Origin of the sequence: Blautia sp. MSK17_66, from assembly GCF_020538025.1 — a bacterium.
In the GTDB taxonomy this organism is placed as follows: domain Bacteria; phylum Bacillota; class Clostridia; order Lachnospirales; family Lachnospiraceae; genus Blautia_A.
Map to the genome: position 1 here is coordinate 1 of NZ_JAJBNQ010000027.1, position 25,209 is coordinate 25,209.

General features: G+C 46.0%; 25 protein-coding genes and 1 other RNA gene. 23 read left to right on the forward strand and 3 right to left on the reverse strand.

Annotated features, from left to right (window positions below; translation table 11 throughout):
- Positions 1 to 174: 174 nt before the first annotated feature.
- From LIR34_RS13785 to rnpB, 3 genes are all read left to right on the forward strand, one after another.
- Positions 175 to 1,581: a hypothetical protein gene (locus LIR34_RS13785; protein WP_173903006.1), complete on the forward strand. Its 1,407-nt coding sequence runs from the start codon at positions 175 to 177 to the stop codon at positions 1,579 to 1,581.
- Positions 1,499 to 5,620: an Ig-like domain-containing protein gene (locus tag LIR34_RS13790; protein WP_207718749.1), complete on the forward strand. Its 4,122-nt coding sequence runs from the start codon at positions 1,499 to 1,501 to the stop codon at positions 5,618 to 5,620. Before LIR34_RS13785 ends, LIR34_RS13790 begins: the two co-directional genes overlap by 83 nt.
- An 80-nt stretch (positions 5,621 to 5,700) precedes the next feature.
- Positions 5,701 to 6,049, forward strand: an RNA gene (rnpB, locus tag LIR34_RS13795) — RNase P RNA component class A.
- 50 nt (positions 6,050 to 6,099) lie between these two features.
- Here the strand turns inward: rnpB and LIR34_RS13800 are convergent.
- From LIR34_RS13800 to LIR34_RS13810, 3 genes are all read right to left on the reverse strand, one after another.
- Complete coding sequence (locus tag LIR34_RS13800) at positions 6,100 to 6,537, reverse strand: aspartate carbamoyltransferase regulatory subunit (protein ID WP_005425617.1); 438 nt, start codon at positions 6,535 to 6,537, stop codon at positions 6,100 to 6,102.
- Positions 6,537 to 7,457, reverse strand: a complete 921-nt coding sequence (pyrB, locus tag LIR34_RS13805) for an aspartate carbamoyltransferase (protein ID WP_161284766.1) — start codon at positions 7,455 to 7,457, stop codon at positions 6,537 to 6,539. Before pyrB ends, LIR34_RS13800 begins: the two co-directional genes overlap by 1 nt.
- 75 nt (positions 7,458 to 7,532) lie before the next feature.
- The gene (locus LIR34_RS13810; RefSeq protein ID WP_161284765.1) at positions 7,533 to 7,928 is read right to left on the reverse strand and encodes a putative ABC transporter permease; all 396 of its coding nucleotides are present in this window, start codon (positions 7,926 to 7,928) and stop codon (positions 7,533 to 7,535) included.
- A 148-nt stretch (positions 7,929 to 8,076) separates the two neighbouring features.
- On the opposite strand from LIR34_RS13810, the gene LIR34_RS13815 reads away from it, so the two are divergent.
- The 20 genes from LIR34_RS13815 (at position 8,077) to LIR34_RS13910 (ending at position 25,199) form a co-directional block, all read left to right on the forward strand.
- Positions 8,077 to 9,402: a bifunctional folylpolyglutamate synthase/dihydrofolate synthase gene (locus LIR34_RS13815; protein ID WP_173903008.1), complete on the forward strand. Its 1,326-nt coding sequence runs from the start codon at positions 8,077 to 8,079 to the stop codon at positions 9,400 to 9,402.
- Positions 9,399 to 10,547, forward strand: a complete 1,149-nt coding sequence (gene pheA / locus LIR34_RS13820) for a prephenate dehydratase (RefSeq protein WP_173903009.1) — start codon at positions 9,399 to 9,401, stop codon at positions 10,545 to 10,547. Before LIR34_RS13815 ends, pheA begins: the two co-directional genes overlap by 4 nt.
- Before the next feature lie 2 nt (positions 10,548 to 10,549).
- Entirely contained in the window at positions 10,550 to 11,860 is a 1,311-nt protein-coding gene (locus tag LIR34_RS13825; protein WP_161284762.1) for an ATP-binding protein, read from the forward strand.
- A 24-nt stretch (positions 11,861 to 11,884) separates the two neighbouring features.
- Positions 11,885 to 13,420 carry a Ppx/GppA phosphatase family protein gene (locus tag LIR34_RS13830; RefSeq protein WP_161284761.1) on the forward strand — a complete coding sequence of 512 codons (1,536 nt, stop codon included), beginning with the start codon at positions 11,885 to 11,887 and terminating at the stop codon, positions 13,418 to 13,420.
- Between the two features lie 12 nt (positions 13,421 to 13,432).
- Complete coding sequence (locus LIR34_RS13835; protein WP_173903010.1) at positions 13,433 to 15,586, forward strand: RNA degradosome polyphosphate kinase; 2,154 nt, start codon at positions 13,433 to 13,435, stop codon at positions 15,584 to 15,586.
- Positions 15,587 to 15,626: 40 nt separating this feature from the next.
- On the forward strand, positions 15,627 to 16,763 hold the full coding sequence (locus LIR34_RS13840; RefSeq protein ID WP_161284759.1) for a PTS transporter subunit IIC: 1,137 nt from the start codon (positions 15,627 to 15,629) through the stop codon (positions 16,761 to 16,763).
- 237 nt (positions 16,764 to 17,000) lie between these two features.
- Positions 17,001 to 17,201, forward strand: a complete 201-nt coding sequence (locus tag LIR34_RS13845; protein WP_173903011.1) for a helix-turn-helix domain-containing protein — start codon at positions 17,001 to 17,003, stop codon at positions 17,199 to 17,201.
- A gap of 49 nt (positions 17,202 to 17,250) precedes the next feature.
- A complete protein-coding gene (locus LIR34_RS13850) occupies positions 17,251 to 17,571 on the forward strand; it encodes a hypothetical protein (protein ID WP_173903012.1) in 321 nt (106 codons plus the stop codon).
- The gene (locus LIR34_RS13855) at positions 17,568 to 17,771 is read left to right on the forward strand and encodes a hypothetical protein (protein WP_227239612.1); all 204 of its coding nucleotides are present in this window, start codon (positions 17,568 to 17,570) and stop codon (positions 17,769 to 17,771) included. Before LIR34_RS13850 ends, LIR34_RS13855 begins: the two co-directional genes overlap by 4 nt.
- Before the next feature lie 51 nt (positions 17,772 to 17,822).
- Positions 17,823 to 18,140: a hypothetical protein gene (locus tag LIR34_RS13860; RefSeq protein ID WP_244092327.1), complete on the forward strand. Its 318-nt coding sequence runs from the start codon at positions 17,823 to 17,825 to the stop codon at positions 18,138 to 18,140.
- Between the two features lie 281 nt (positions 18,141 to 18,421).
- Positions 18,422 to 19,423 carry a DNA cytosine methyltransferase gene (locus tag LIR34_RS13865; RefSeq protein WP_173903014.1) on the forward strand — a complete coding sequence of 334 codons (1,002 nt, stop codon included), beginning with the start codon at positions 18,422 to 18,424 and terminating at the stop codon, positions 19,421 to 19,423.
- A gap of 209 nt (positions 19,424 to 19,632) precedes the next feature.
- The gene (locus LIR34_RS13870; RefSeq protein ID WP_173903015.1) at positions 19,633 to 20,541 is read left to right on the forward strand and encodes a rolling circle replication-associated protein; all 909 of its coding nucleotides are present in this window, start codon (positions 19,633 to 19,635) and stop codon (positions 20,539 to 20,541) included.
- Entirely contained in the window at positions 20,522 to 21,382 is an 861-nt protein-coding gene (locus tag LIR34_RS13875) for a transglycosylase SLT domain-containing protein (protein WP_173903016.1), read from the forward strand. The genes LIR34_RS13870 and LIR34_RS13875 overlap by 20 nt, the downstream gene beginning before the upstream one ends.
- A gap of 112 nt (positions 21,383 to 21,494) precedes the next feature.
- The gene (locus tag LIR34_RS13880; protein ID WP_265107736.1) at positions 21,495 to 21,962 is read left to right on the forward strand and encodes a VRR-NUC domain-containing protein; all 468 of its coding nucleotides are present in this window, start codon (positions 21,495 to 21,497) and stop codon (positions 21,960 to 21,962) included.
- Entirely contained in the window at positions 21,941 to 22,153 is a 213-nt protein-coding gene (locus LIR34_RS13885; RefSeq protein WP_173903018.1) for a hypothetical protein, read from the forward strand. Before LIR34_RS13880 ends, LIR34_RS13885 begins: the two co-directional genes overlap by 22 nt.
- On the forward strand, positions 22,140 to 22,382 hold the full coding sequence (locus tag LIR34_RS13890; RefSeq protein WP_173903019.1) for a hypothetical protein: 243 nt from the start codon (positions 22,140 to 22,142) through the stop codon (positions 22,380 to 22,382). Before LIR34_RS13885 ends, LIR34_RS13890 begins: the two co-directional genes overlap by 14 nt.
- A gap of 12 nt (positions 22,383 to 22,394) precedes the next feature.
- Positions 22,395 to 23,174 carry a ParA family protein gene (locus LIR34_RS13895; protein WP_055218464.1) on the forward strand — a complete coding sequence of 260 codons (780 nt, stop codon included), beginning with the start codon at positions 22,395 to 22,397 and terminating at the stop codon, positions 23,172 to 23,174.
- Positions 23,175 to 23,176: 2 nt separating this feature from the next.
- A complete protein-coding gene (locus LIR34_RS13900) occupies positions 23,177 to 23,557 on the forward strand; it encodes a hypothetical protein (RefSeq protein ID WP_173903020.1) in 381 nt (126 codons plus the stop codon).
- A 2-nt stretch (positions 23,558 to 23,559) separates the two neighbouring features.
- A complete protein-coding gene (locus LIR34_RS13905) occupies positions 23,560 to 24,927 on the forward strand; it encodes a ParB/RepB/Spo0J family partition protein (RefSeq protein ID WP_227239618.1) in 1,368 nt (455 codons plus the stop codon).
- Positions 24,927 to 25,199 (forward strand): hypothetical protein, encoded by a 273-nt coding sequence (locus tag LIR34_RS13910; RefSeq protein WP_173903021.1) that lies wholly within the window; start codon positions 24,927 to 24,929, stop codon positions 25,197 to 25,199. Before LIR34_RS13905 ends, LIR34_RS13910 begins: the two co-directional genes overlap by 1 nt.
- The last annotated feature ends 10 nt before the right edge of the window (positions 25,200 to 25,209 follow it).

Below are 25,209 nucleotides of genomic sequence, written 5' to 3' on the forward strand. Positions count from 1 at the left end.
AAGATTCCAGTAGTACCGCTTTATAGCGGGCCAGTAAAAGTGCTTGCGATACCGCTCTTTGGGGCGAGCAGTAACAATGGCCCTTTGGAGGGCCAGGGATAAACCACCAGTTGAACTGGTGGTTGCTAACTTAGTTTCCCATGTACAATTACAACCCCTGGAACGTCTCCGGAGATGTGCAAAAGGATTACTTATGATGATGGCTTTCATTCTATAAGTTATGATACAACTGAAAAGTGTCTGTACGTAAGTGATCATCTTCATTCATGGAGTTATTCAACAAGTGCTAATAAAATCATTGCAACATGTACGGCGAAGCCAGATTGTGAATTTAATCCCGGTAAATTAGATTTAACCCTGGCAGCAGCTGATGCATACTATTCCGGCAATACTTATACCGGAGCAACCGTGACAAATGGCATTGCTTATCAGACAGATAATGAAGCGGATATCGTATATTATCTGAAAGATGGCATGAAGACAACCAGCAGCAACAGCGGTGCTGCGAGTGAGGGAGCTGCACCGGTAAATCCGGGACAATATACGGTAAAAGTCACGCTTGGCGGCCAGACCATAAGTGCTGATTTTGAGATTAAAAAAATGGAAATTGATCCGACAGTGACCATGGATGACTGGACCTATGGACAGAAGGCGAACACACCAAGCATAACAGTTAAGTCAGGTGAAAGTGACATCACGGCTTTATACGACGCCTCCGGATTTACCTGTACGTACTATAAAGATGCCGGCTGTACAGATATGACGACCGCAGCAGATGGTGCAGCCACAAATGGAGGAGTACCAAAGAACGCAGGTCCTTACTATGTGAAAGCGGTTGTGGCAGAAAATGGAAATTATGCAGGGGCAGAAGCGGAAACTTCCTTCACGATCGCACCACTTCCGGCAGACTTAACCTGGTCGAAAACAGATCTGATTTATACAGGAAGTGAGCAGAGCGTATCGGCGACAGTTGCGAATGCAGTAGAGGGCGATTCTTTTGCAATTGCCTATAAAGGCAATACACAGACAGAAGCAGGTGACAGCTATACTGCAACGGTAACAGACCTTGGAAATGATAACTATACACTTACCGGTGCCACGGGTGTTTCCCAGAACTGGAGCATCAGTTATCTGCAGAGTTCAGCGGCTGCGCAGGTTTCCGGAACGAAAGGTAACAATGACTGGTACATAAGTCCTGTGAAACTTGTACCGGACAGTGGATACCAGATATCGACGGACAAAACAGACTGGAAGGATTCGCTTGGGGATTACACAGAGCAGGGAGAACAGTCTGCAGGATATTATCTGAAAGAGACTGCAACAGGTGCCGTTACCGATAAAAAAACAGTAACCTTCAAAATTGATACCGGAATGCCGTCAGGCAGTATCCGGATCGGAGAAAATACATTTGACAGTTCCCTGAAGGATATTACTTATGGTTACTGGTTCAAGGATAATGTTTCTGTTGACATCACAGGTGCAGATAGTGCCAGTGGAATTGAATGGAAACACCGTAGCGTCTGTAAGAAACGGAGAAACCACTCTGACAGAGGGGGAAGATTATACAGTTTCCGCAGATAAGATCACATTCAGCGGAGAATATCTGGATACTCTGGAAGCAGGCACTTATAAACTGACAGTTGCATATCATCTGCAGGGCGTGACAGAATACAAAGGCGGTGACAAACCTGCCGACAGCCAGATCGCAGTAAATGTCAGCCGTCAGACAGCAAATGTAAAAATCACAGGTACGCTGGATAAGGAATACGACGGACAGCCGGCAGATCTGGCATATACAACAAACAGCAATGTCAATATTAAAGTTGAATACAACGTAAATGGAACCTGGCAGACAGAAGCCCCGATGCACGCAGGAACTTATGAAGTCAGGGTCAGTGTATCCGAAAATGGTGATTTTACCGCTGCTTCCGATACGAAGGCTTATACGATCCGGCAGCGGGAAGTTGTGATCTCCGGAATCACTGCAAAAGGTAAGGTATATGACGGAACAGCGGATGCGGAACTGGATTACAGCAAAGCCATGTTTGCAGGAGCAGTGAAAGGTGACAGCCTTACAGTAAGAGCAGAAGGTACTTTTGCAGACAGCAATGCAGCCAAAGGGAAAACTGTTACGATCACAAAGCCTGTGCTGGGCGGCGGATCGGCAGGGGATTATATCCTGGCAGATAACGGGCAGCAGACAAGTACCACAGCAGATATCAGCCCGAAAGAGATCACAGTTAAGATCACACCAAACGGCGGGATATATGAAGGAACGATCACTCCTGCGACCGCGGTTCTGGACGGACTGGTGGGAGAGGATGATCCGGAGATCATTCTGACATATGCAGGCAGGGCAAACGACGGTGCTGCAGCAGACGGAAAAGTGCCGTCCAAAGCTGGAACCTACACGGTGACTGCTTCCATCAAAGATAGCAATTACAGTCTGAAAGAAGACGGCAGCTCTGCTGAATTTACAATAAAGAGAGCAGATCCACAGTTGAGCGTATCCGCAGTCAAAGACAAAAAATATGGGGAAGAAGCCTTTAAACTGGAAGTGAGCAACAAAGGCGATGGCGTGAAATCTTACGCAAGCAGTGACGACAAGGTTGTGACAGTGGACAAAAACGGTGTGGTAACGATCATTGGAACCGGTACCGCAACGCTGACCGTTTCCCTTGCAGAGAGTGCAAACTATACAGCAGATCAGAAAGAAGTCACCTTAGCTGTCGGAAAGATCGAACACAGCCTTGTGGTAGATAAGATTTCTTACAGGGTAACTTACGGAGATCCGGCATTTAAGATCACAGCGAAGGCAGGAGATAAAGAATCCGGTATCCAGTTTGCAAGTGATAATAAAGAGGTTGCCACAGTAAGCAAAGATGGAACTGTAAACATCGGAAATACAGGAACAGCGAAGATCACAGTTTCCATGGATGAGAGCCAGAATTATCTCGCTGTTTCCAGAGAAGTGACAGTGACGGTTGTTCCGAAAGAGATCAGTGCGAAGATCGCACCGAACGGCGGGATCTATGGAGAAATCATTGTCCCGGCAGTGGCAGCTCTGGACGGACTGGTGGGAGAGGATGATCCGGAGATCACTCTGACATACACAGGCAGGGCAAACGACGGAACAGAGGTAAATGGAACGAAGGTGCCATCTCTTGCAGGAATCTATACCGTGACAGCAACGATCAAAGATAAGAATTACAGCCTGAAAACAGAGGGTGCCTCTGCAGCATTTATTGTGGCAAAGGCGTATCCGGCACTCAGCGTATCCGCAGTCAAAGACAGAAAATATGGAGAAGAAGCCTTTAAGCTGGAAGTAAGCAACAAAGGTAATGGCGTGAAATCTTACGCAAGCAGTAACGACAAGGTTGTGACGGTGGACAAAAACGGTGTGGTAACGATCGTTGGAGCCGGCACCGCAACCCTGACCGTTTCCCTTGCAGAGACTGCAAACTATACAGCAGATCAGAAAGAAGTCACCATAACGGTTGCTCCGAAAGAGATTACAGTTAAGATCACACCGAACGGCGGAACATATGAAGGAACGATCACTCCTGCTACCGCAGTTCTGGACGGACTGGTGGGAGAAGATGATCCGGAGATTACTCTGACATACACAGGCAGGGCAAACGATGGTACCGAGGTAAATGGAACGGAAGTACCGTCTCTTGCAGGAACTTATATTGTGACAGCAACGATCAAAGATAAGAATTACAGCCTGAAACCAGAAGGTTCATCCGCAGCATTTGTCGTAGCAAAGGCAGATTCGACACTCAGCGTACCCGCAGTCAAAGACAAAAAATATGGGGAAGAAGCCTTTAAACTGGAAGTGAGCAACAAAGGCGATGGCGTGAAAACTTATGCAAGCAGCAACAATAAAGTTGTGACGGTGGACAAAAATGGTGTGGTAACGATCGTTGGAGCCGGCACCGCAACCTTGACCGTTTCCCTTGCACAGAGTGCAAACTATACAGCAGATCAGAAAGAAGTGACCGTGACGGTTGTTCCGAAAGAGATCAGTGCAAAGATCACACCAAATGGCGGAACATATGAAGGAACGATCACTCCTGCGACCGCAGTTCTGGACGGACTGGTGGGAAAAGATAACCCGGAGATCACCCTGACATACACAGGCAAAGCAAACGACGGAACCGAGGTGAATGGAACGGAAGTACCGTCTCTTGCAGGAACTTATATTGTGACAGCAACGATCAAAGATAAGAATTACAGCCTGAAATCAGAAGGTTCATCCGCTGAATTTGTCGTAGCAAAGGCAGATCCGGCACTCAGCGTATCTGAGGTCACAGATAAGGATTATGGAGAAGAGACTTTCAGGCTGAATGTAAGCAATAAGGGTGATGGACTGAAAACTTATGCAAGCAGCGACGACAAGGTTGCAGCAGTGGACGAAAACGGCATGGTAACGATCGTGGGAACCGGCACGGCAACGCTGACTGTTTCTCTTGCAGAGAGTGCAAACTATACAGCAGATCAGAAAGAAGTTACCATAACAGTAAGAAAGCTTGGACGCAGTCTTGTTATAGACAGGCTATCCTATAAAGTGACTTACGGAGCCCCGGCGTTTAAGATCACGGCAAAGGCGAAAGACACAGAGTCTGATATTCGGTTTGCAAGTGATAATAAAGAAGTCGCCACAGTAAGTGAGGATGGAACCGTGACGATCAGAAATGCAGGAACAGCGAAGATCACAGTTTCCATGGATGAGAGCCAGAATTATCTCGCTGTTTCCAGAGAAGTGATCATAACGGTCGCTCCGAAAAATATCACGGTAACTGCTGACAATAAGAATAAAATTGTCGGTAAAGCAGATCCTGTCCTTACTTATACGGCAAAAGGTCTGGTGGGAAAAGACACTTTATCAGGAATTACAGTAAGACGAAAAGCCGGTGAAAAGGTGGGAATCTATCCGATCACAGTTTCTCAGGCTTCCGGTTCTAATCCAAATTACAGGATTACTTTCAGGAAAGGTATCTTCACGATCGAGCAGGCCGATCAGTCCAAACTGAGCGGAAAGGACGTTTATCGCCTGAAACTTCCGATATTTTTTGCAACGGGCAAGGCACAGAAGAACAGCATTGTCGTTTCCTGGAGAAAGTATCCTGGTGCAGCCGGTTATGATGTTTTCTGGTGCTACTGTAACGGAAGTATAAATTATAAAAAGGCCGGAACGGTTAAAAATGGAAAGCTTTCGATGACACATAAGAATCTGAAGTCGAACCGTGAGTATAAGTATTTTGTTGCTGCTTATAAAATGGTGAAAGGCAGAAAAATCTACATTGCCAAATCCAATGAAGTGCATGTTGCCATGAAAAAGGCACGTACAACAAATGCTTTTTCGATTAAAGTAAACAGGACCACAGTTATTCTAAAACCTGGCAAAACCTTCAGGCTGAAGTGTCAGCTTACAAGTGAGAACCGTAAAAAGAAGCTGCTTTCCCACCCAAGTTCCTACCGCTATTACACTACCGACAGCAAAGTTGCAACGGTAAGCCAAAACGGGGTGATCCGGGCAAAGGCTAAGGGAAGCTGCAGCATATATATTCTTGCCAGCAACGGTGTATATAAAAGAGTGACTGTAAAGGTTAAGTAAAGCAGCCGGTTATAATTTTTCAATTTACTTATTTATAGTACTTTACTTAAAGCGGGATTCGTGTTAGAATAGCATTCGTGCGAGCAGGCCAGGTGATCGCGGCTGTACAGACGAAAGGGTACAGACGAGGAAAGTCCGGGCTTCACAGGGCAGGATGCCGGATAACGTCCGGTGGAGGTGACTCCCAGACCAGTGCAACAGAAATAAACCGCCTCCTTTGGAGGTAAGGGTGGAAAGGCAGTGTAAGAGACTACCGCCGTTGTGGTAACAGAACGGGCACATGTAAACTCCATTTGAAGCAAGACCGAAACGAAAGCGATACGGCTGCCCGTCGTGCTTTCAGGTGGGTCGCTCGAGCCAGCTGGCAACGGCTGGCCTAGATAGATGATCACTCAACGACATAACCCGGCTTATCGACCGGCTCGCACAAAAAAGAAACGCTCATTTCGGAGCGTTTCTTTTTTTGTGCTTCTGGCAGCTTATTTATTGCGTTTGCCGCGATATTTCTCTTCGCAGTATTTACATCTGTAAACTTCTTTCTCCGGGTCGGCAAGGATAAATACCTGATCCAGACCCTGTTCGATGGAAGTGATGCAGCGAGGGTTCTTGCATTTGATAACATTTGTGATCTGCTTTGGAAGCTTCAGGATTCTTTTTTCAACGATCTTCTCGTCCTTGATGATGTTGACGGTGATGTTGTGATCGATGAAACCGAGAATGTCCAGGTCAAGGTTTTCGATAGGGCATTCTACCTTGATGATGTCCTTGACACCCATTTTGTTGCTCTTGGCATTCTTGATGATGGCAACGGTGCAGTCAAGCTTATCAAGCTTCAGATCATGATAGATGGTCATAGCTTTGCCGGCCTTGATGTGGTCGAGTACGAAACCTTCGTGAAGTGCTCCAACATTTAACATTATACTTCCACCTCCAGTAATGTAAGAATCAGTGCCATACGGACATAAACACCATACTGTGCCTGTCTGAAGTATGCAGCACGAGGATCATCATCTACTTCAACAGAAATTTCATTTACACGCGGAAGCGGATGAAGAATGTACATATCCTTCGGAGCAAGCTCCATTTTCTGTTTGTCGAGGATGTAGAAATCCTTCATGCGGACATAATCTTCCTCGTTGAAGAAACGCTCTTTCTGCACACGTGTCATGTAGAGAATGTCAAGTTTCGGAAGTGCATCTTCCAGACGTTCCACTTCTTCGAACTCAACGTTGTTTTTCTCAAGAATATCCTCACGGATGTAGCTTGGCACACGGAGTTCTTCAGGTGAGATCAGAATGAACTTCACGTTGGAATAACGAAGCACCAGTGCTTCGATCAGAGAATGAACAGTACGTCCGAATTTCAGATCGCCGCACAGACCAATGGTAAGGTTGTCAAGTCTTCCCTTGAGGGAACGAATGGTAAGCAGGTCAGTGAGGGTCTGAGTAGGATGCTGATGACCACCGTCACCGGCGTTGATAACAGGAATAGAAGAAGCCATAGAAGCTACGAGCGGAGCACCTTCCTTCGGATGACGCATAGCGCAGATATCAGCATAACAGGAAACGACACGGATGGTGTCGGCAACACTTTCGCCCTTGGAAGCGGAACTTGAACCGGCAGAGGAGAAACCTAAAACCTTGCCGCCGAGATTCATCATGGCTGCCTCAAAGCTTAAACGTGTACGTGTGCTTGGTTCGTAAAAACAGGTGGCAAGTCGCTTATCATCGCAGACATGCGCGTATTTTGACGGATTTTTTTCAATGTCGCTGGCCAGATCCAGAAGAGTATCAAGTTCTTCTTTGGAAAAGTCCAGCGGGCTCATTAAGTGTCTCATGTAATACCTCCCTTTGATACGGAAAATTTACAAATTTTCTCTCTTGCACAATCATATACTAGTAGAATCGATTTTTCAAGCAGATTTCGCAAGTATTTTTTCAAAAATAAGTCCGGCGGCGAACCAGAGAGGCGCATAATCCAGCCGTATGATTCCTCTGTACTGAAAACGGGCGGCTGAATAATCCCAGGGACAGATGCCGAATGCCCTGAAAAAACTGCCGCTTATGAATTCAATCAGATAAAATCCTGTCATATAGAGGATTCCCCGGTATACAAAAGAGAGCGAAGATATCCGGGAATATAAAGGCGCGATAATGGCAGCGCAGCCGTAGATCGGAAACATGAGAAGAGAACTTTTGCCCGTCAGGGTCCACTGGCCGGATAAGAGTGAATGAAATCCGGTCCACAAGATTTCCATATTCCATCCGACAGAGCCGCAGAGAAGAAAGTTTGCCAGATTCTGGTTCATAAAAGAAAACTCCTTGTAACTTACAATAATTTTAGTTACAGATAGTATGCACGACTCTTGAAAAAACGATACACAGATGGTATAGTTTAACTTAATGAAATCGTCCCTTACTGGGGCGGAATATACTTAAGAAACAGGAGCATAAAAGATGGATTATCAGCAAAGCAGGGCATACATAAGAGACGCGGAGCAGTACGCAGGCGGAGCCATGGATCTTACAAATATAAAGGAACTCATGAAGCGTCTTGGGAATCCTCAGGATCAGCTTAAATATATTCATGTGGCAGGAACCAACGGCAAGGGATCTGTGATCGCATATTTATATACGACGCTGATGAAAGCCGGATATCATGTTGGACGGTATATCTCTCCTTCGGTGTATTCCTATCGGGAAAAGATCGAAACAGAAGGAAAGCCGATCAGCAGGGAAAAGTTTGCCGAGCAGACGACGAGGGTTGCCGCAGTGATTGAAGAAATGACCGCAGAAGGTCTTGCGCATCCCACCCCATTTGAAATCGAAACGGCGGTGGCATTTTTGTTTTTTGCAGAGGAAAAATGTGATCCGGTCATTCTGGAGGTCGGAATGGGCGGTATCACCGATGCCACAAATCTGATCACTACAACAGAGCTTGCAGTGCTTGTGCCGATCAGTATGGATCATCAGTCCTTCCTTGGAAATACGATTTCCGAGATCGCCGAGAAAAAGGCCGGGATCATTAAACCGGGAAGCAGTGTGGTGACGATCGGACAGGAGACGGAGGCCCTGGAGGTTATAAAGAAGACAGGGGCAGAGGCAGGCGCGGATGTCTGTGTGGCAGATGTCTCTGAAGCAGAGGTTCTGGAGGCAGATTTTACCGGACAGCGTTTCTGCTATAAAGGAGAGGAATATACCCTTTCGCTTGCCGGCTCCTACCAGACGGAGAATGCAGTTCTTGCACTGGAGGCTCTTCGGATCCTGGATGAGAGAGGATATCATACGACTCTGGAACAGCGCAAAGAGGGGCTTTGGGCAACTCGCTGGAACGGAAGGCTTACCATTATCCATAAGGATCCGTTGTTTATCGTGGATGGTGCGCATAATCCTGCAGCGGCAGACATGCTTGAGGACTCTGTAAGAAAATATTTCAAAGACCGCAGGCTGTTCTTTATCATGGGAGTTTTTAAGGATAAGGACTACCCGTATATTATCAGAAAGCTCTGTCCTTACGCAGAGCAGATTCTTGCGATCGAGACACCGGATAATCCAAGAGCACTTCCGGCAGAGGAACTTGCCAAGGCAATCCGTCCGTGCAATGCAAATGTCCGGGCAGAGAAAAACATTCCAAGAGCAGTAGAGGAACTGTTTGAGATGGCGGGGAAGGACGATGTGATCTTATCTTTTGGTTCACTGTCTTTCATCGGGGAGATTACCCGGATCGTAAATACAAGAAAAGAGGTGTCAAAGGTATCGGCACCGGAAGGGAATAACGAATGATAGATTTACAGGAATGCCGCAAAGAGATCGATGTCATCGACAAAGAGATCTTACGGTTGTTTGAGAAACGAATGGAAGTCTGTGAGGATGTTGCAGAATACAAGATACATACAGGAAAACAGGTTTTGGATCCAAAGAGAGAGCAGGATAAGCTTGATGTCCTGAAGAATCAGGCACATGGAAGCTTTAACAGCCTTGGCGCCCAGGAACTGTTTCAGCAGATCATGGCGATCAGCCGCAAGCGTCAGTACCAGCTTCTGACCAAGAATGGCATTGATATGGAGAAAAACTACGAAATGGTAGATGAGCTTCCACTTAAGAATGTCAATGTGGTTTTTCAGGGCGTGGAGGGCGCATACAGCTATGCAGCCATGCGGGCATATTTTCCGGATGAGATCAACAGCTACCATGTCAGAACCTTTCGGGCGGCGATGGAAGAGGTCGCTTTTGGAAAGGCCGATTATGCGGTGCTTCCGATCGAGAATTCTACAGAAGGGATTGTAACAGATATTTATGATCTTCTGACAGAATATCAGCTTTATATTGTGGGCGAGCAGGGTGTGAGAGTACAGCATGTGCTTCTGGGACTTCCGGGAGTTTCTGTGGAGGAGATCGATACCGTTTATTCTCATCCGCAGGCGCTTGCACAGTGCAAACATTATCTGGAGGACCATCCGTCCTGGAAAACCGTCAAAACAGAAAATACAGCTGCTTCCGCCAAGAGAGTTAAGGAGGAGCAGAAGAGAAATCAGGCTGCGATCGCAAGCCGTGCGGCAGGTGAACTTTACGGGCTTTCTGTTCTTGCAGAAAATATCTGTCATAATGACCAGAATGTGACGCGTTTTATTATTGTCAGCAGCAAGCCAATCTATGAGAAAAATGCCGGAAAGATCAGCGTTTGCTTTGAACTGCCTCATGCAAGCGGTACTCTGTATCATATGTTGTCTCACTTTATTTATAACAGTCTGAGTATGACAAAGATTGAGTCCAGACCGATACCGGGACAGAACTGGAAGTACCGTTTCTTTGTAGATTTCGAGGGAAATCTGGAAGAACCGGCAGTCAAAAATGCACTCAGAGGTCTTGAGTCAGAGGCAATTGGTGTACGTGTACTTGGGAATTACGGACAGCAGGAGGAGATTTAAAAATGACCAGAATAAAAGAATGCGTATTATACAGAGAGTTTGAACATGGAGAAATCCTTGACAAAATGACAGCACTTATGGATGCCTGTGAGAAGTCAGCCGTAAATGCAAGGGAGATGGAAGAAGATTTTTATGAATGTGTCAATGGTCTGATCGAGATCGCAGGCTCCTATGGATTTGCGGGGAATCTGTGGCACAACTATCTGACACTGCTTCTTGTAAATAATGAGAATGCTTTTAGCACGGCAAGTGAGATCCGCGGACATATTGATGGCAGCATCAATGAGCTTGCACGGCATGATTTTACAATCTTTAAGGAACTGTATGACTTTGATCTGAACATGTTGGATAAGATTTTTCATACTTCCTGCTGCAGTATTCTCTGCAATTACCAGGCACCGCAGGATACAGGAAAGATGTTTAATAAACGAATCCGCGACCGTATCTGTGAGATGAGCTGCACTTTGGCGGCAGCACAGGATACAGAGGAATTTATGGAGGATATGGTCCAGTTCTATAAGGATTTTGGTGTAGGCAAGCTGGGACTTCATAAGGCCTTCCGTATTGAGCGTGATGAGAAAGGAAAGGCACAGATCGTTCCAATCACAAGGATTGCCCATGTGCGTCTGGATGACCTTGTAGGATATGAGATCCCGAAGCAGAAGCTGATCGAGAATACGGAGGCTTTTGTCCATGGAAGAAAAGCAAACAACTGTCTCCTGTTTGGTGATGCCGGTACAGGAAAGTCTTCCAGCATTAAGGGAATCCTGAATCAGTATTATGATGAGGGACTTCGTATCATCGAGGTATACAAGCATCAGTTCCAGGACCTGAATCAGGTGATCGCCCAGATCAAAGACCGTAATTACAGATTTATTATTTATATGGATGACCTTTCCTTCGAAGAATTTGAAATTGAATATAAATATCTGAAAGCAGTGATCGAGGGAGGCCTGGAGAGAAAGCCGGACAATATTCTGATCTATGCGACCAGTAACCGCCGTCATCTGGTTCGGGAGAGAGCAGGTGATAAGCTGGAGGTCGGAGCAGATGATGATATTCATTCCTCTGATACCGTACAGGAGAAACTCTCTCTGGTATACCGTTTTGGTGTTCGTATTTACTTTGGCGCACCGGACCGCAAAGAATTCCACACGATCGTGAAGACACTGGCTGCCCGTCATGGCATTCAGATGCCGGAAGACCAGCTGCTTCTGGAGGCTGGAAAGTGGGAAATCTCTCATGGAGGTCTTACCGGAAGAACGGCACAGCAGTTTATTGATCACCTTCTCGGAAAAGAGGAATCCAAATAACAAAAGCAGGAAGGGGTATGGGATATGGCAATAACAACATTTGCAGCGATTGACATCGGATCCTATGAGGTCAGCATGAAAATCTTTGAACTGTCAAAGAAGATTGGTTTTCGTCAGCTGAACGATGTGAGATATCGCCTGGAGATCGGAAAGGGAGCTTATTCATCAGGACGTCTTGAGCCGGAGATCGTGGATTCTATCTGTATGATCCTCAACGATTTCAGCAAGATGATGAAGGAGTTCGGAGTTTCGGATTATCGTGCCTGTGCGACCAGTGCGTTTCGTGAGATGATAAATCCTCTGATCGTACAGGAACAGATTTATTGCCGCACCGGAATCCGGGTTGAAATCCTCAGCAATGCAGAGCAGCATTTCCTTGGCTACAAATCTATTGCGGCAAAGGAAGCCGGATTCAAAAAAATGATCCAGAAGGGAACGGCGATCCTGGACGTAGGCGGAGGCGGACTGCAGGTGTCTCTGTTTGACAAGGACACACTTGTAACGACGCAGAGCCTTAAGATGGGAAGCATGCGCATCCGTGAACGGCTCAAAGAACTCGAAAAGGCTACGACACACTATGACCAGCTGATTCTGGAGTTTATCCGAAATGACCTGACTGCATTTCAGAGACTGTATCTGAAGGAACGGGAGATCAAAAATGTGATCCTGATGGGGGATTTTCTTACAGATACGATTCTTCAGGGACATAACGGCGAACATATTCTTACGATGGATGAATTCCGGACATACTATGAAGATACACTCAACAAGACGGAACAGACGCTGGCGGATGATATGGGTGTAGATCTGGAATATGCATCCCTGATCGTTCCGACGATGGTCATCTGCAAAAACTTTTTGGATATTTTTCAGGCGGAGGCTGTCTGGGTTCCCGGAGTTTCGCTTCTTGACGGAATTGCCTATGATTATGGTGAGAAGAAAAAATTTATCAAGAGTGTCCATAACTTCGAAAATGATATTCTGGTAGCTTCCAGAAATATTGCAAAACGTTATTCCAGCGGCAAAAACCATATCCAGGGTACAACAGAGATCGCACTGGCGATCTTTGACAGCATGAAGAAAGTCCATGGTATGGGAAGCAGAGAACGGCTTCTTCTGCAGATCGCAGTGCAGCTGCATGACTGCGGAAAATACATCAGCATGGGTGATGTTGCGGAATGCTCTTATCGTATTATCATGGCAACAGAGATCATCGGACTTTCTACAGAGGAGCGGCGTGTGATCGCCAGTGCGGTGAGATATAACACGACGGAATTTGTCTATTATGGAAATTATGACGATGGTCCGGGGCTTGATAAGGAACGGTATCTTCTGGTGGCAAAACTGACCGCGATCCTTCGACTTGCGAATGCCATGGACCGAAGCCATTATCAGAAGGTGCAGGGGCTCAAAGCCGTGCTTAAAGACAGAGAACTGCAGGTTATGATCGATTCCAGCCGTGACATTTCACTGGAGCTTGGACTTCTTAAGGATAAGGTAAACTTCTTTGAGGAAGTCTTTGGAATACATCTTGTGCTGAAACGCAGACGCAGAGCGTAGAGGAGGGAAAATATGGATTTAAGCAGATTTGAAAAACCAGAATACTATGTAAACAGAGAGCTGAGCTGGCTGAAATTTGATGAGAGAGTTCTGAGTGAGGCACGGGACAAAACACTTCCGCTGTTTGAGAGACTGAAATTTCTGAGCATCACTTCTTCGAATCTGGATGAGTTTTTTATGGTTCGTGTTGCATCTCTGAAAGACCAGGTGCATGCAGGCTATAAGAAGAAGGATATTGCAGGAATGACCTCAGAGGAACAGCTCAAGGAGATCAGCAGACAGACACATGAACTGGTGAAGGTACAGTACAATACCTTTAACCGTTCGGTTCTTCCGGCACTTGAAAAGACAGGGCTTCATCTTATTGCGGAGCATGAAAACCTGAATCAGAAGCAGCAGGAATTCGTTGACCGGTATTTTGAGGATAATGTATATCCGGTCCTGACACCTATGGCAATGGATTCTTCCAGACCGTTTCCTCTGATCCGCAATAAGACACTGAATATCGGTGCGCTGATCGCGAAGAAAAACAATAAGAAGCATACAAAGGAACTGGAATTTGCGACGGTACAGGTTCCGTCTGTGCTTCCGAGGATCGTGGAGATCCCGTCTGTGAAGAAGGGAGACCGTACCGTGATTCTTCTGGAGGAGATCATTGAACGCAACATTGGAAAGCTTTTTCTGAGCAATGACGTTGTATGTGCACATCCGTACCGTATCATGCGTAATGCAGACCTTACGATCGATGAGGATGAGGCAGAGGATCTTCTGGTAGAGATCCAGAAACAGCTTAAGAAACGTCAGTGGGGAGAGGTCATTCGTCTGGAAGCAGAAGAAAAGATGGATAAGCGTCTTCTTGATATCCTCAAGATGGAATTCGAGATCAGGGATGCGGATATTTACAGTATCAACGGACCTCTGGATCTTACCATGCTGATGAAGGTATATGGACTGGACGGCTTTGACGAGTACAAGAGCCCGAAATATACGCCGGCTCCGGTAGTGCAGTTTCAGAATGACAAGGATATTTTTGAGGTGATCCGTGAGGGCGATGTATTCCTTCATCATCCATATATGAGCTTTGATCCGGTTGTTGATTTTGTGCGTCAGGCAGCAAAGGATCCGGGAGTTCTGGCGATCAAGCAGACGCTTTACCGTGTCAGTGGACACTCGCCAATCATTGCGGCACTTGCACAGGCAGCAGAGAACGGAAAGCAGGTTTCAGTTCTGGTAGAACTTAAGGCTAGATTTGATGAGGAGAACAACATTGTCTGGGCGAAGATGCTGGAAAAAGCAGGCTGCCATGTTATCTACGGTCTGGTAGGGCTTAAGACACACAGCAAGATCACTCTGGTTGTCAGAAGAGAAGAAACCGGCATCCGCCGCTATGTGCATCTGGCGACCGGTAACTACAATGATTCTACAGCGAAGCTGTATACAGACTGTGGTATTTTTACCTGCGACGAGCGTTTTGGAGAGGATGCGACGGCAGTGTTTAATATGCTTTCCGGATATTCGGAACCGAAACGCTGGAATCGTCTGATCGTGGCTCCGATCTGGATGAAAAACCGTTTTCTTCAGCTGATCGAAAGAGAAGCAGAGCATGCAAAACAGGGGATTCCGGCATGTATTGTCGCAAAGATGAATTCGCTGTGTGATCCGGCAATCATAGCGGCACTGTATCATGCTTCTTCCTGTGGCGTACAGATTTATCTGCTGGTTCGTGGAATCTGCTGTATGAAGGTGGGAATTCCGGGAGTCAGTGAAAATATCCATGTCCGCTCTATCGTGGGAGAATTCCTGGAACACAGCAGGATCTTTTATTTCCAGAATGGCGGCACGGAAGAGATTTATATGGGAAGTGCGGACTGGATGCCGCGAAATCTGGACCGTCGTGTGGAGATCGTATTCCCTGTAGAGGATGAAAAGATCAAAAAAGAAATCGAACACGTCCTGGATCTGGAATTCCGTGATAATGTAAAGGCACACCTTCTTAAGCCTGACGGAACTTACGAAAAGCAGGATAAGAGGGGTAAGGTCCTTGTTAATTCTCAGATGGAATTCTGCGATGAGGCACAGAAAGAAGCCAGGAAGCAGAAAAAAGCAGAAAAAAATCATTCCAGAGTGTTTGTTCCGGCAGAGCCGGTCAAAGATCCGGAAGAATAAAATTCCGGATAACAAATAAACTTACGAGGGGAAAGTTATTATGAAAAGCGAAAAACAAAGCTTTCTGAAACGAAAGAATGTGATCATATCGTTCAAACGCTACGGCATTGATGCGATGGGATCCATGGCACTGGGACTTTTTGCGTCACTGTTGATTGGTACGATCATCAATACGATCGGGCAGAATGTGTGTCCGGGAAGCTTCGTCTCAGAAAAACTTCTGGAGATCGGTGGTTATGCAACCAGTGTGACAGGTGCTGCAATGGCACTTGCAATCGGTCATGCCCTGCAGGCACCGCCGCTGGTCATGTATTCTTTATGTGCAGTGGGAGCAGCCTGCAATGCGATCGGTGGTTCCGGCGGCCCGCTGGCAGTGTTTTTTGTGGCTGTCATCACCTGTGAGATCGGAAAACTGGTTTCCAAGGAGACGAAGGTCGATATTATTGTGACACCGGCAGTGACTGTTATTGTCGGCGTGGTTCTTGCGATGCTTCTGGCTCCTGTATGCAAGAATGTGTGTGATGCCCTTGGCTCTTTTATCGGCTGGGCAACCGATCTAAAACCGTTCTGGATGGGAATCATCGTATCGGTGGTAGTTGGCGTGGTGCTGACCCTTCCGATCAGTTCGGCAGCGATCTGTGCTGCGATCGGAATCAGTGGAGGTGCGGTTCTTGCAGGCATCGCGGACGGAAGCGTGACGATGGAGGTCTGGAACGGACTGGCACTGGCAGGCGGAGCGGCCACAGCGGGCTGCTGTGCACATATGCTGGGCTTTGCAATCTTAAGTTTTCCGGATAACGGGATCGGCGGATTTGTGGCTCAGGGGCTTGGAACGTCCATGCTTCAGGTTCCGAATCTTATGAAAAAACCGGTTCTCTGGCTTCCGCCGGTGATCACTTCTGCGATCACCGGTCCGATCGCAACCTGCGTGTTCCATATGCGCAACAATGGTCCGGCCATCTCTTCCGGAATGGGAACTTCCGGGCTGGTAGGCCCGATCGGCGTTATTACCGGCTGGACACAGATGCCAGAAGGTTATACCACGGGAGCAGCTGACTGGATCGGAATGATCCTGATCTGTTTTGTGCTGCCGCTGGCGATTACCTGGGCGATCGGTAAGGTTTTCCGTGCAAAAGGAATTATCAAACCAGGTGACCTCAAGATCGATCTTGGCTGATTTTTCAAAGGGAATAAGTAAAAAGGAAACAGGTCTGCAGTGGATTTTTACGGAAAAACAGGCCTGTTTTCTCTTTTTTTAAAAAAATTTAAAAAAATTTATAAGTTTTAAAATTAAATGCGACAAGAGGCATTAAACCTCTGCCGCATTTATTTTTTTTACTCAAAAAGCAGAATGCGGTAGAGCGTAAAAACTCTTACCGCATTTTTTATTTACAAAGGAAAGGAGAATGAGAACGTGGCAAGGAAATATAAAAGATTGAATTATGAAGACCGGAAAGCCATTGAAGCGATGTGCAAGCAGGGAAAGTGTGCAGAAGAGATCGCGGAAGCAATGGACGTTCACAGAGCCACCATCTACCACGAACTGAAAAGAGGTGGCGCAGAAAACGGAAACCGGAAGCAGTACAGCGCAGACATGGCACAGAAGGCAATATAATTTGTTCCCCGAAAAGGATCGGGGAAGTACATATGAAAGGCGGAAGAATATGAAGCTGAATATTAAAAAATTTATGATGACAGAAATGGGCGGAGAACTGGAAGAAACGATCAAGGCATGGGATCAGGCGCTGGAAGAACGAAGAAAAGCGACGCCGGGAATTGGTGATCCAGATCAGGGAATAGGCTTCGGATATTGGGATCGTACATGCAAAAGCTGCCAGGATAGATGGGAAGTTTTCAAGTTAGCAATCAGACAGTTTTATGGAATTGAATTCAACTTTACACGGACAGATGAATACTTCGGAATTTGTAACGATGATGAAACTATCTGGCTGATGAAAGAGAACAGAAAGGAGGAACGACAGTGACAAAGAAAAGATCGACTGACATCCGGACATGTCCCGTGTGCGGGCATCCGGTGCAACGAAGTGACATGCAGTTCACACGGGATTGCAATGGGATCCCGTTCAGACTGGTTTGCTGGGACTGCTACGATCAACTAATGGCGAAAGGCTATGACGGGGAATATTACACAGAAGCAGATGAAAATATTGATTATGACTATTAAGAAGGTGAAGAAATGTACATTTTATCGCAGGACAAAACGCGGATTTATAACATGTCTGGTCACATAGAAGGGATCGGATATGAAGAATCAAAAGACTACAAACAAAGAAAGAGTGAAAACATCAGGCATACGATTCAGGTATTTGATGGATGCGCAGAGGAGATCGCGGAGTTCAAAACGAAAGAAGATTGTATGTTGGTGATATATGCGATCTTTAAAGGGATGGAACAGGATAGCAAAGCAGTAGAGATTCCGACACAGGAAGAAATGGAAAAACAGAAAGATCTGATCAAACAGCTTGCGGAAGCAGGGCAGGAAGTGGCAGCAGGCATCAAAGATCTTCTGAAAGAAATGTTCAACGGAGAGTGAAGCCGAAACGGGGCGCAAGCCCCGTCCGGTCACGATGGCAACGTGATCGCTGACGATGGCAAGCTGATAGCCGTCCGATGAACACTGTGGAAAAATAGCGGCGGGCATAGACTGCCAGAATTCTATGCGGATGTCCAACAGGTTTTCAGATGCTTTTTAATGCGAAAAGCAACAACGCAGCGTCAGATGTTGCCGGAAGGGATGTGGTGATATATATGACTGCGCTGATCAGCGCAGATTGATTATGCCGGAAGGCGGTACATAGAAAGGAAAATGAACAGATGACAGCAACAGAAGAAAGACCAGTGCAGATTTTGGAACTATTCGGAGGAATAGGAAGCCCGCGATGTGCATTGCGAAATCTAAAGATACCAACAAAAGCGATCGACTACGTTGAAATTGATGAAAAAGCAGTCCGATCTTATAACAATATGTTTAGTGAAGAACTGCCATATAAAACACAGTCTGTCGTGGGGTGGAACCTGAAGCCGGATATTTTGATACATGGAAGTCCGTGTCAAGATTTCAGTATAGCCGGACATCAAAGAGGGGCGGACGAAGGAAGCGAAACAAGATCAAGTTTAATGTGGGAAACGATTCACATTATTGACCAGATGGGGGAATGGAAACCGAAATATGTGATCTGGGAAAATGTGAAAAATGTGACATCGAAACATATGATTGCGAATTTTGTGCGTTATCAAAAAGAGATGGAACGAATGGGCTATACAAATAATTACGATGTTTTAGATGCAAGAGAATTCGGGCTGCCGCAAGCACGCGAAAGAGTGTTTACAATCAGCTGCCTGAATGGTGAAAAATTTGATTTCACAAGTCTGATCAGGACGCCTATGCGTAAGATCAGCGATTTTTTGGAAGATAACGAAAATGTTCCAGAAGTATATAACGTCACACAGCCATCTGTATATAACGTGATCGGCGCGTCAGGGATAAAAAGGGCGACGGTGATCAAAGATTTTGCCTACACGATTACAACACGGCAGGATAGAACACCAGCACAGGTGATTGATTGTGGATCAGGACGATACAGATATTTGACAGAACGGGAATGCTGGCGGCTGATGGGATATACAGACGAAGAATTTGAAGCAGCAAAAGCTGTACATGAGAGAAAAGGAAGATATTACATGACACTGTATAAACAGGCGGGGAATAGCATAGCGGTTCCGATATTTGAAAGCATCTTCCGAAAGATAATTCTGGGAGAGGAGAAGAGAAAGAAGGATGACAGTGAACGTCAGGAAGGCGATGCAGGACGTTAGAAAAGCAGGGTAATATAAAAGCCCTCTGGTATGCTTGGCGGCACCAGAAGGCTTCACAGTGGCTTCAGGACGATGCCCGAAAACCATAGTACACATCAAAGATATTGTACACCGGACAGCCTGAAAAGTCAATGAATCCGCGCTTTTCTGAACTTCCTAAAACGACCTTGTAATGGATACTAACAATTCAACTAAAGGAAGTAAAGGGAATGAGAAAGAAAAGAAGGAAGGCTGTATATGTCCCTTATGACTATGAAGCAGCGTATAAGAATAGTTTGGATAAGATGGAGGAAGCAAACGAAGAAAGGATCCTGAAGGAAGGCAAGGTGAAAAGCATCTATGCAACGAAGGAGATTCGATCAGGTGATCAGCTGGAAGTGAAAATCTATCCAGAGTTTACAAAGGGACAGAAAGATCAGATCCCGGATGAAGGGAAAAGAAAAAGGCAAAGACAGGCACAGAAGAATCTGAATGATAAAAACAGTAAAAAGATGTGCGAAAGGGTGATCAGTGAGAACTTCACGGATAGAGATATATGGGCGACATTCACATACACGGATGACAATATGCCTGCTTCGATGGAAGTGACAACGAAGAACATGCAGAACTATATCAGGCGACTGAATTACCAGCGGAAGAAGCAGGGATTGAGTAATGCAAGATATGTGTATGTCACAGAATGCAGTGAAAAAGGACGCTGGCATCATCACATCGTTATGGATGGCGATGTGGATATGGACACGGTTGAAGCAGTCTGGAATCTTGGAAAAAGAAATGAGATCAGAAGGCTTCAGAGGGATGAAAACGGTCTGGTCGGAATGGCAAGGTACATCACGAAAGAGAAAAGCAAAAAAGGAAAGTATCAAAAGACATGGTGTGCATCAAAGGGACTGCGGAAACCGAAAGAAAAAGTCAATCATTACAAAACGAAACAGAAGGATGTGGACAGGATCGTAAAAGGAGATCTGAATGTCTGCGATCATTTGATGAAATGGTATGGCGATAAATATGATTTTGCTGAAGCAGAAGTGAAATATAACACGTTCAACGGCAGGTTCTACATATACGGGCGGATGCGGTTGAGGAAAGGAACGGCACATGACAAGGGCAAGAAGTAGGAGAACAGCACGAAGAAAGATCAAAAGACTGATCAGGAAGACTTTGAAGATCGTATGTGCTGTATGGGATTTCATTGCAAGGCATCCGGCAATGCTTGCGATGCCGCTGATCATTTTTCTGCTGGTGCTGACAATACAAATGCACGAATTTGAAAAGCAGGTGCAGGCATGGGATCAGGAGATCCGGCAGCAGCAGGAGCAGATCGAAGAATTGTATGATCGGCAGGATCCAGTGGAGCAGACAGACATGACGGATGTATATGGATGCAAAAGTCTGTACGGTACATATGATTTTCCGTGGAATACAATGTCGCAGGACTGGGGGAGCGATCAAGTGACAGGATTTTATTATCATGAAATATCTGAAGAATGCAAGGCAGCAGGCGGAGAGTTGCCGACGATCATTCAGGTATATACATACATTGTATGCGAACAGAATGGCGTCGATTATGAAATGGTTTTTGCATTGATCGAACAGGAATCCCGATGCAGATGGGACGCTGAAGGCGACAATGGAACGTCAATCGGTTTGATGCAGGTGTCGGAAAAATGGCATATGCAAAGGATGGAAGAACTGGGAGCGTATGACTTGAAGAATCCATATCAGAATGTGCTGGTTGGCGTGAATTATCTGTCAGAAATCCAGAACGATCTTCGCGGAACAGTACCAGATGAAGATCTTCCGTACTATACGCTGGCAGTTTATAACTACGGGAAGCAGGGCGCAAAAGCGAATCTGTGGGATCAGGGCGTTGTGAAGTATACATACAACACAAAGATTATGGATCGAGCGCAACAGCTGAAAGAAGAGAAAAAGAAAGCAGAGGAGGGGCGCGGATGATCAGGAACATCACGAAGAAGATCAGACACATGATCCATATGATCAGGATCCAGCAATGTCATCACTGCTGCCTGTTCTGCAAATATTGGAACATATGCAAGGAGGAAGAAGAGTGAATCGAAGATACGCAAGAAGAAGCGAGGATACAGAGCAAATGAGCGTCATGGACTGGGCGCGATGGAACCAGAACGCGCATCCGGAACTGGAACTGCTGCATCATTGCCCGAATGGGGGGAGCCGCAACAAAGCGGAAGCAGTGAAATTGAAGCAGATGGGCGTGAAAGCTGGGATTCCGGATCTGTGTCTTCCGGTTCCGATGGGAATGTACAACGGTTTGTACATTGAAATGAAATACGATACCGGAAGACTGGAAGACAGTCAGAAGAAAATGCTGAAGGCACTGGCGGCAGCAGGACATTACTGCACAGTTTGCTATGGGGCAGAAGAAGCGATCCGGGTGCTACAAGAATATATCAACCTGAAGAAAATTGATACTGGAAACAGAGAAGATGCAATGTCAGAACAGAACCTGATGATCAGAAAGAACGGGAAAGTGAAATGTATTATTTTCAAAGAGTAGAAGAAAGATCCAAACAGGCAAGGAAAGCACTGAAGAACTGTGAACTGGCACAAAGGCACAAAAAATTCGGATTCAAGGAAGCAATGATCAGCAGCCGCGGAGAATGTACCGGGTGCAGAAATCCGGATGATGGGACGCTGGATCGAAAGTGCAAGCGTTGCAAGTATAACGAATACTATGAAGCGAAGTGATTATGCTTTTCCTTGCGGCGGCTGCATATGCAATCACTGCGCGAACAATCTATACAGCGAAGATAAAACGGCAGGAGATGCAAAGATATTTTGCGACGCCTGCGAGTGGTGCAGATGGTATGACGGAGATACGAAGAATCCGGATAAGTGGAAACAGGAATGTGATGAATATATCATCACGGAGGAACAGGCAAAAAGAAACAGAAAAAAATTCAAAATTGTGAAATAGGAGGTACACATCATGAAAACAATCGCAATTATGAACCAGAAGGGCGGGATCGGCAAAACAATGACGGCGGCTTCGATCGCTTACCTGCTGGGAGAAGAACAGGGGAAGAAGGTGTTGCTGGTCGATGCGGATCAGCAAGGCAATGTATCAATGCTGTATGACAGATATAAACCGGAAGGGATCGGGATGTCTGAATTATTGGAAAGACACAGAAGCGTCGGAGGATCTTACAAGACAACAGACCTGATCCAGACAACACCGTATCACAATATTGACATCATCACAGCAAATGGATATTTAATGCGGACTAACATGAATCTGCTGCTGAACGAAAAAGAAGATCAGATCCTTCGCTTTGCGGCTGCAATGCTGGAAGTGCAGGACGTATATGATTATTGCGTGGTTGATTGTGGGCTGCTGCTGGATATGACCGTGACGAATGTTTTGGTGGCGACAGATCTTGTGATCCTTCCGGTTAAGATCGGCGGATTTGAAATTGAAGCGATTGCGAATATGGATGAACAGCTGGAAGATCTGCGAAGCCTGAACGACCGGATCCGCATGAAGATTTTAATGACTATGCGACAGAAGAACCAGACAAGCCTTCAGGTGGAAGCATGGCTGAAAGAATCATCTGGACAGGATTGCTTCGTGACGGCTGTTAGAAGATCCATCATTGCGGAAAAGGCAACCATGCAGCGCGTACCGCTTCCGAAGTTTTCTAAAAATTGTATTGTCACACAGGACTATCGGAATGTTGTGACGGAACTGCTGAAAGATATGGAGGGATAGACATGGAAATTGATGGACAGGTAACGATCAGCCTGAAGACATTTAATCAGCTTCAGGACAGAGCAAAGCAGGCGGACGAACTGAAAAAGAAAATGCAGGATCTACAAGAGGAGATCACAGACATTATTGATCAGATCGACGAATCGGAAGCGGAACCGATATTTCGTGAAATTGATGATAACAATATGACGGATAAACAGATACAGAAAAGGTTCGATGAAGCGATTGCGAAGTTTAAGATCATTCTGGATCCGGAGAAGACAAAGCGTTTGATTCAGAAGTACATAGAAAAAGACAGAAGTGATTCACACGCGGATGTGAAGAACGCAAGCCGGAAGGTGCTGGAACAGATAACGATCACGATAAAAGCAGAGGAGGAATAAACATGGCAGCAGGATGGAGCGTAATGGATGCCTTAAATAAAAACAGCAAGGCAGCAGCAGAAGAGAAACCGAAAGCAAGATTCCGGACACGGGACATTAGCATCCGGAAGATTTACAGCAATGACAGGAATTTTTATTCGATGCCGGGAATTGAACAGCTGGCACAGGAAATCTTGGCGGTCGGTTTGATGGAGAATATGACAGTAGCATATGCGCCCTGTGAACGCGGAGAATATAAGATCATCGCCGGGGAAAGAAGATGGCGTGCATTGAATTTGTTACTGGAAAAGGGATATGAAGATTTTGAAACGGTGACATGCCAGATCAAAAGCGCAGCTGAAGAGAATGAAGAAATGGTACAGCTGATCATTGCGAATGCGTATCGCGATAAGACGATCGCGGACATGTTGGAAGAGGAAAAACGCCTGAAGGAATCACTTCAGTACATGAAGGATAATGGATTGACGCTTCAGGGGTACAAACTGGACAGCGGGCGTCTGCGTGACGTGATCGCTTCAATTATGAACACGACCGGAACGAAGATTGCACAGATTGAAAGTATTAACAAGCATTTGATTCCGGAATTTTCGGCAGAACTGAAAGAAGGTCGCCTGACCTTTTCGGCAGCATATGAAATTAGCGGAATGGCAGAGGACAAGCAGATGGAACTGCTGGAAAAGTACAAAGAAGACGGGCTGTCATTAAAAGAAGTGAAGCAGGCAAAGAAAGAGATCGAAGAAGCAGCAGAAAAAGCAGAGATTCCGGGACAGATGAATTTGCCGGAAGATCCGGAGGAATGGGGAAAGGAGGAAACGGCAGAGGAGCAGGAAGAAGAATGGCAGCAGGCACATCCGGAAAGCATTACATCGCTTTGCTATTCATGCCAGCGATATTCAGAATGCAACGTGAAAACAGGGACATGTCAGGATTGTGATCGTTATGTTGATAAAGCGGAAGCTGAAAAGACGCCGGAACAGCGGTATGACGAAGAACAGGCGGCAATCGACAGGGAAACGGCGAAAAAGCTGACTGAAATGGAGCAGGAAGAAAAGATGCAGAACCTGCCTTCGGATGAAAAGAAAGCGCGAATGATGCGAGTGTCAGCGGAATTATTCAAAGACATCAAAGAAGGAAAGATCCGCCACATGATTGTGAAAGAGGATCAGGCAGGATACAGAGAAAAGGACATTTTGACACTGCTTGCATTCCGTGATGGAAGATCAACAGGTGAACAGATGCGTGTATGCATCACATGCGCCGACGATGCACAGACATCCAGTGCGATCATTGAAGGATATGCTGTCATCGGGATTATGGATGTCTACGATGCGGAAGCATTGGGACTGATTGACTTGGAGGATGAAGACTGATGGCAGATAGAAACAAATTTGTAAAGCCAGAATTGAAGAAATACAGTGCGAAGAAGCTGTTGACACAGGATAGATTGATGAACGCTATGATCGGAATCAGAGAAATTCAGACGAAGCTGTGGGAAACGATGCCGGATGATCAGTACGAAAAGCTGGAACCGGAATTTGACACAGCAATCGCTGCAATGATGGCGCATATGTGCGGGGTAATGCCCGCACACGCGCAGCTGGATCAAGAAAACAGTCAAGACATCCTGATGCCTGCGACATAGGAAAGGAGAA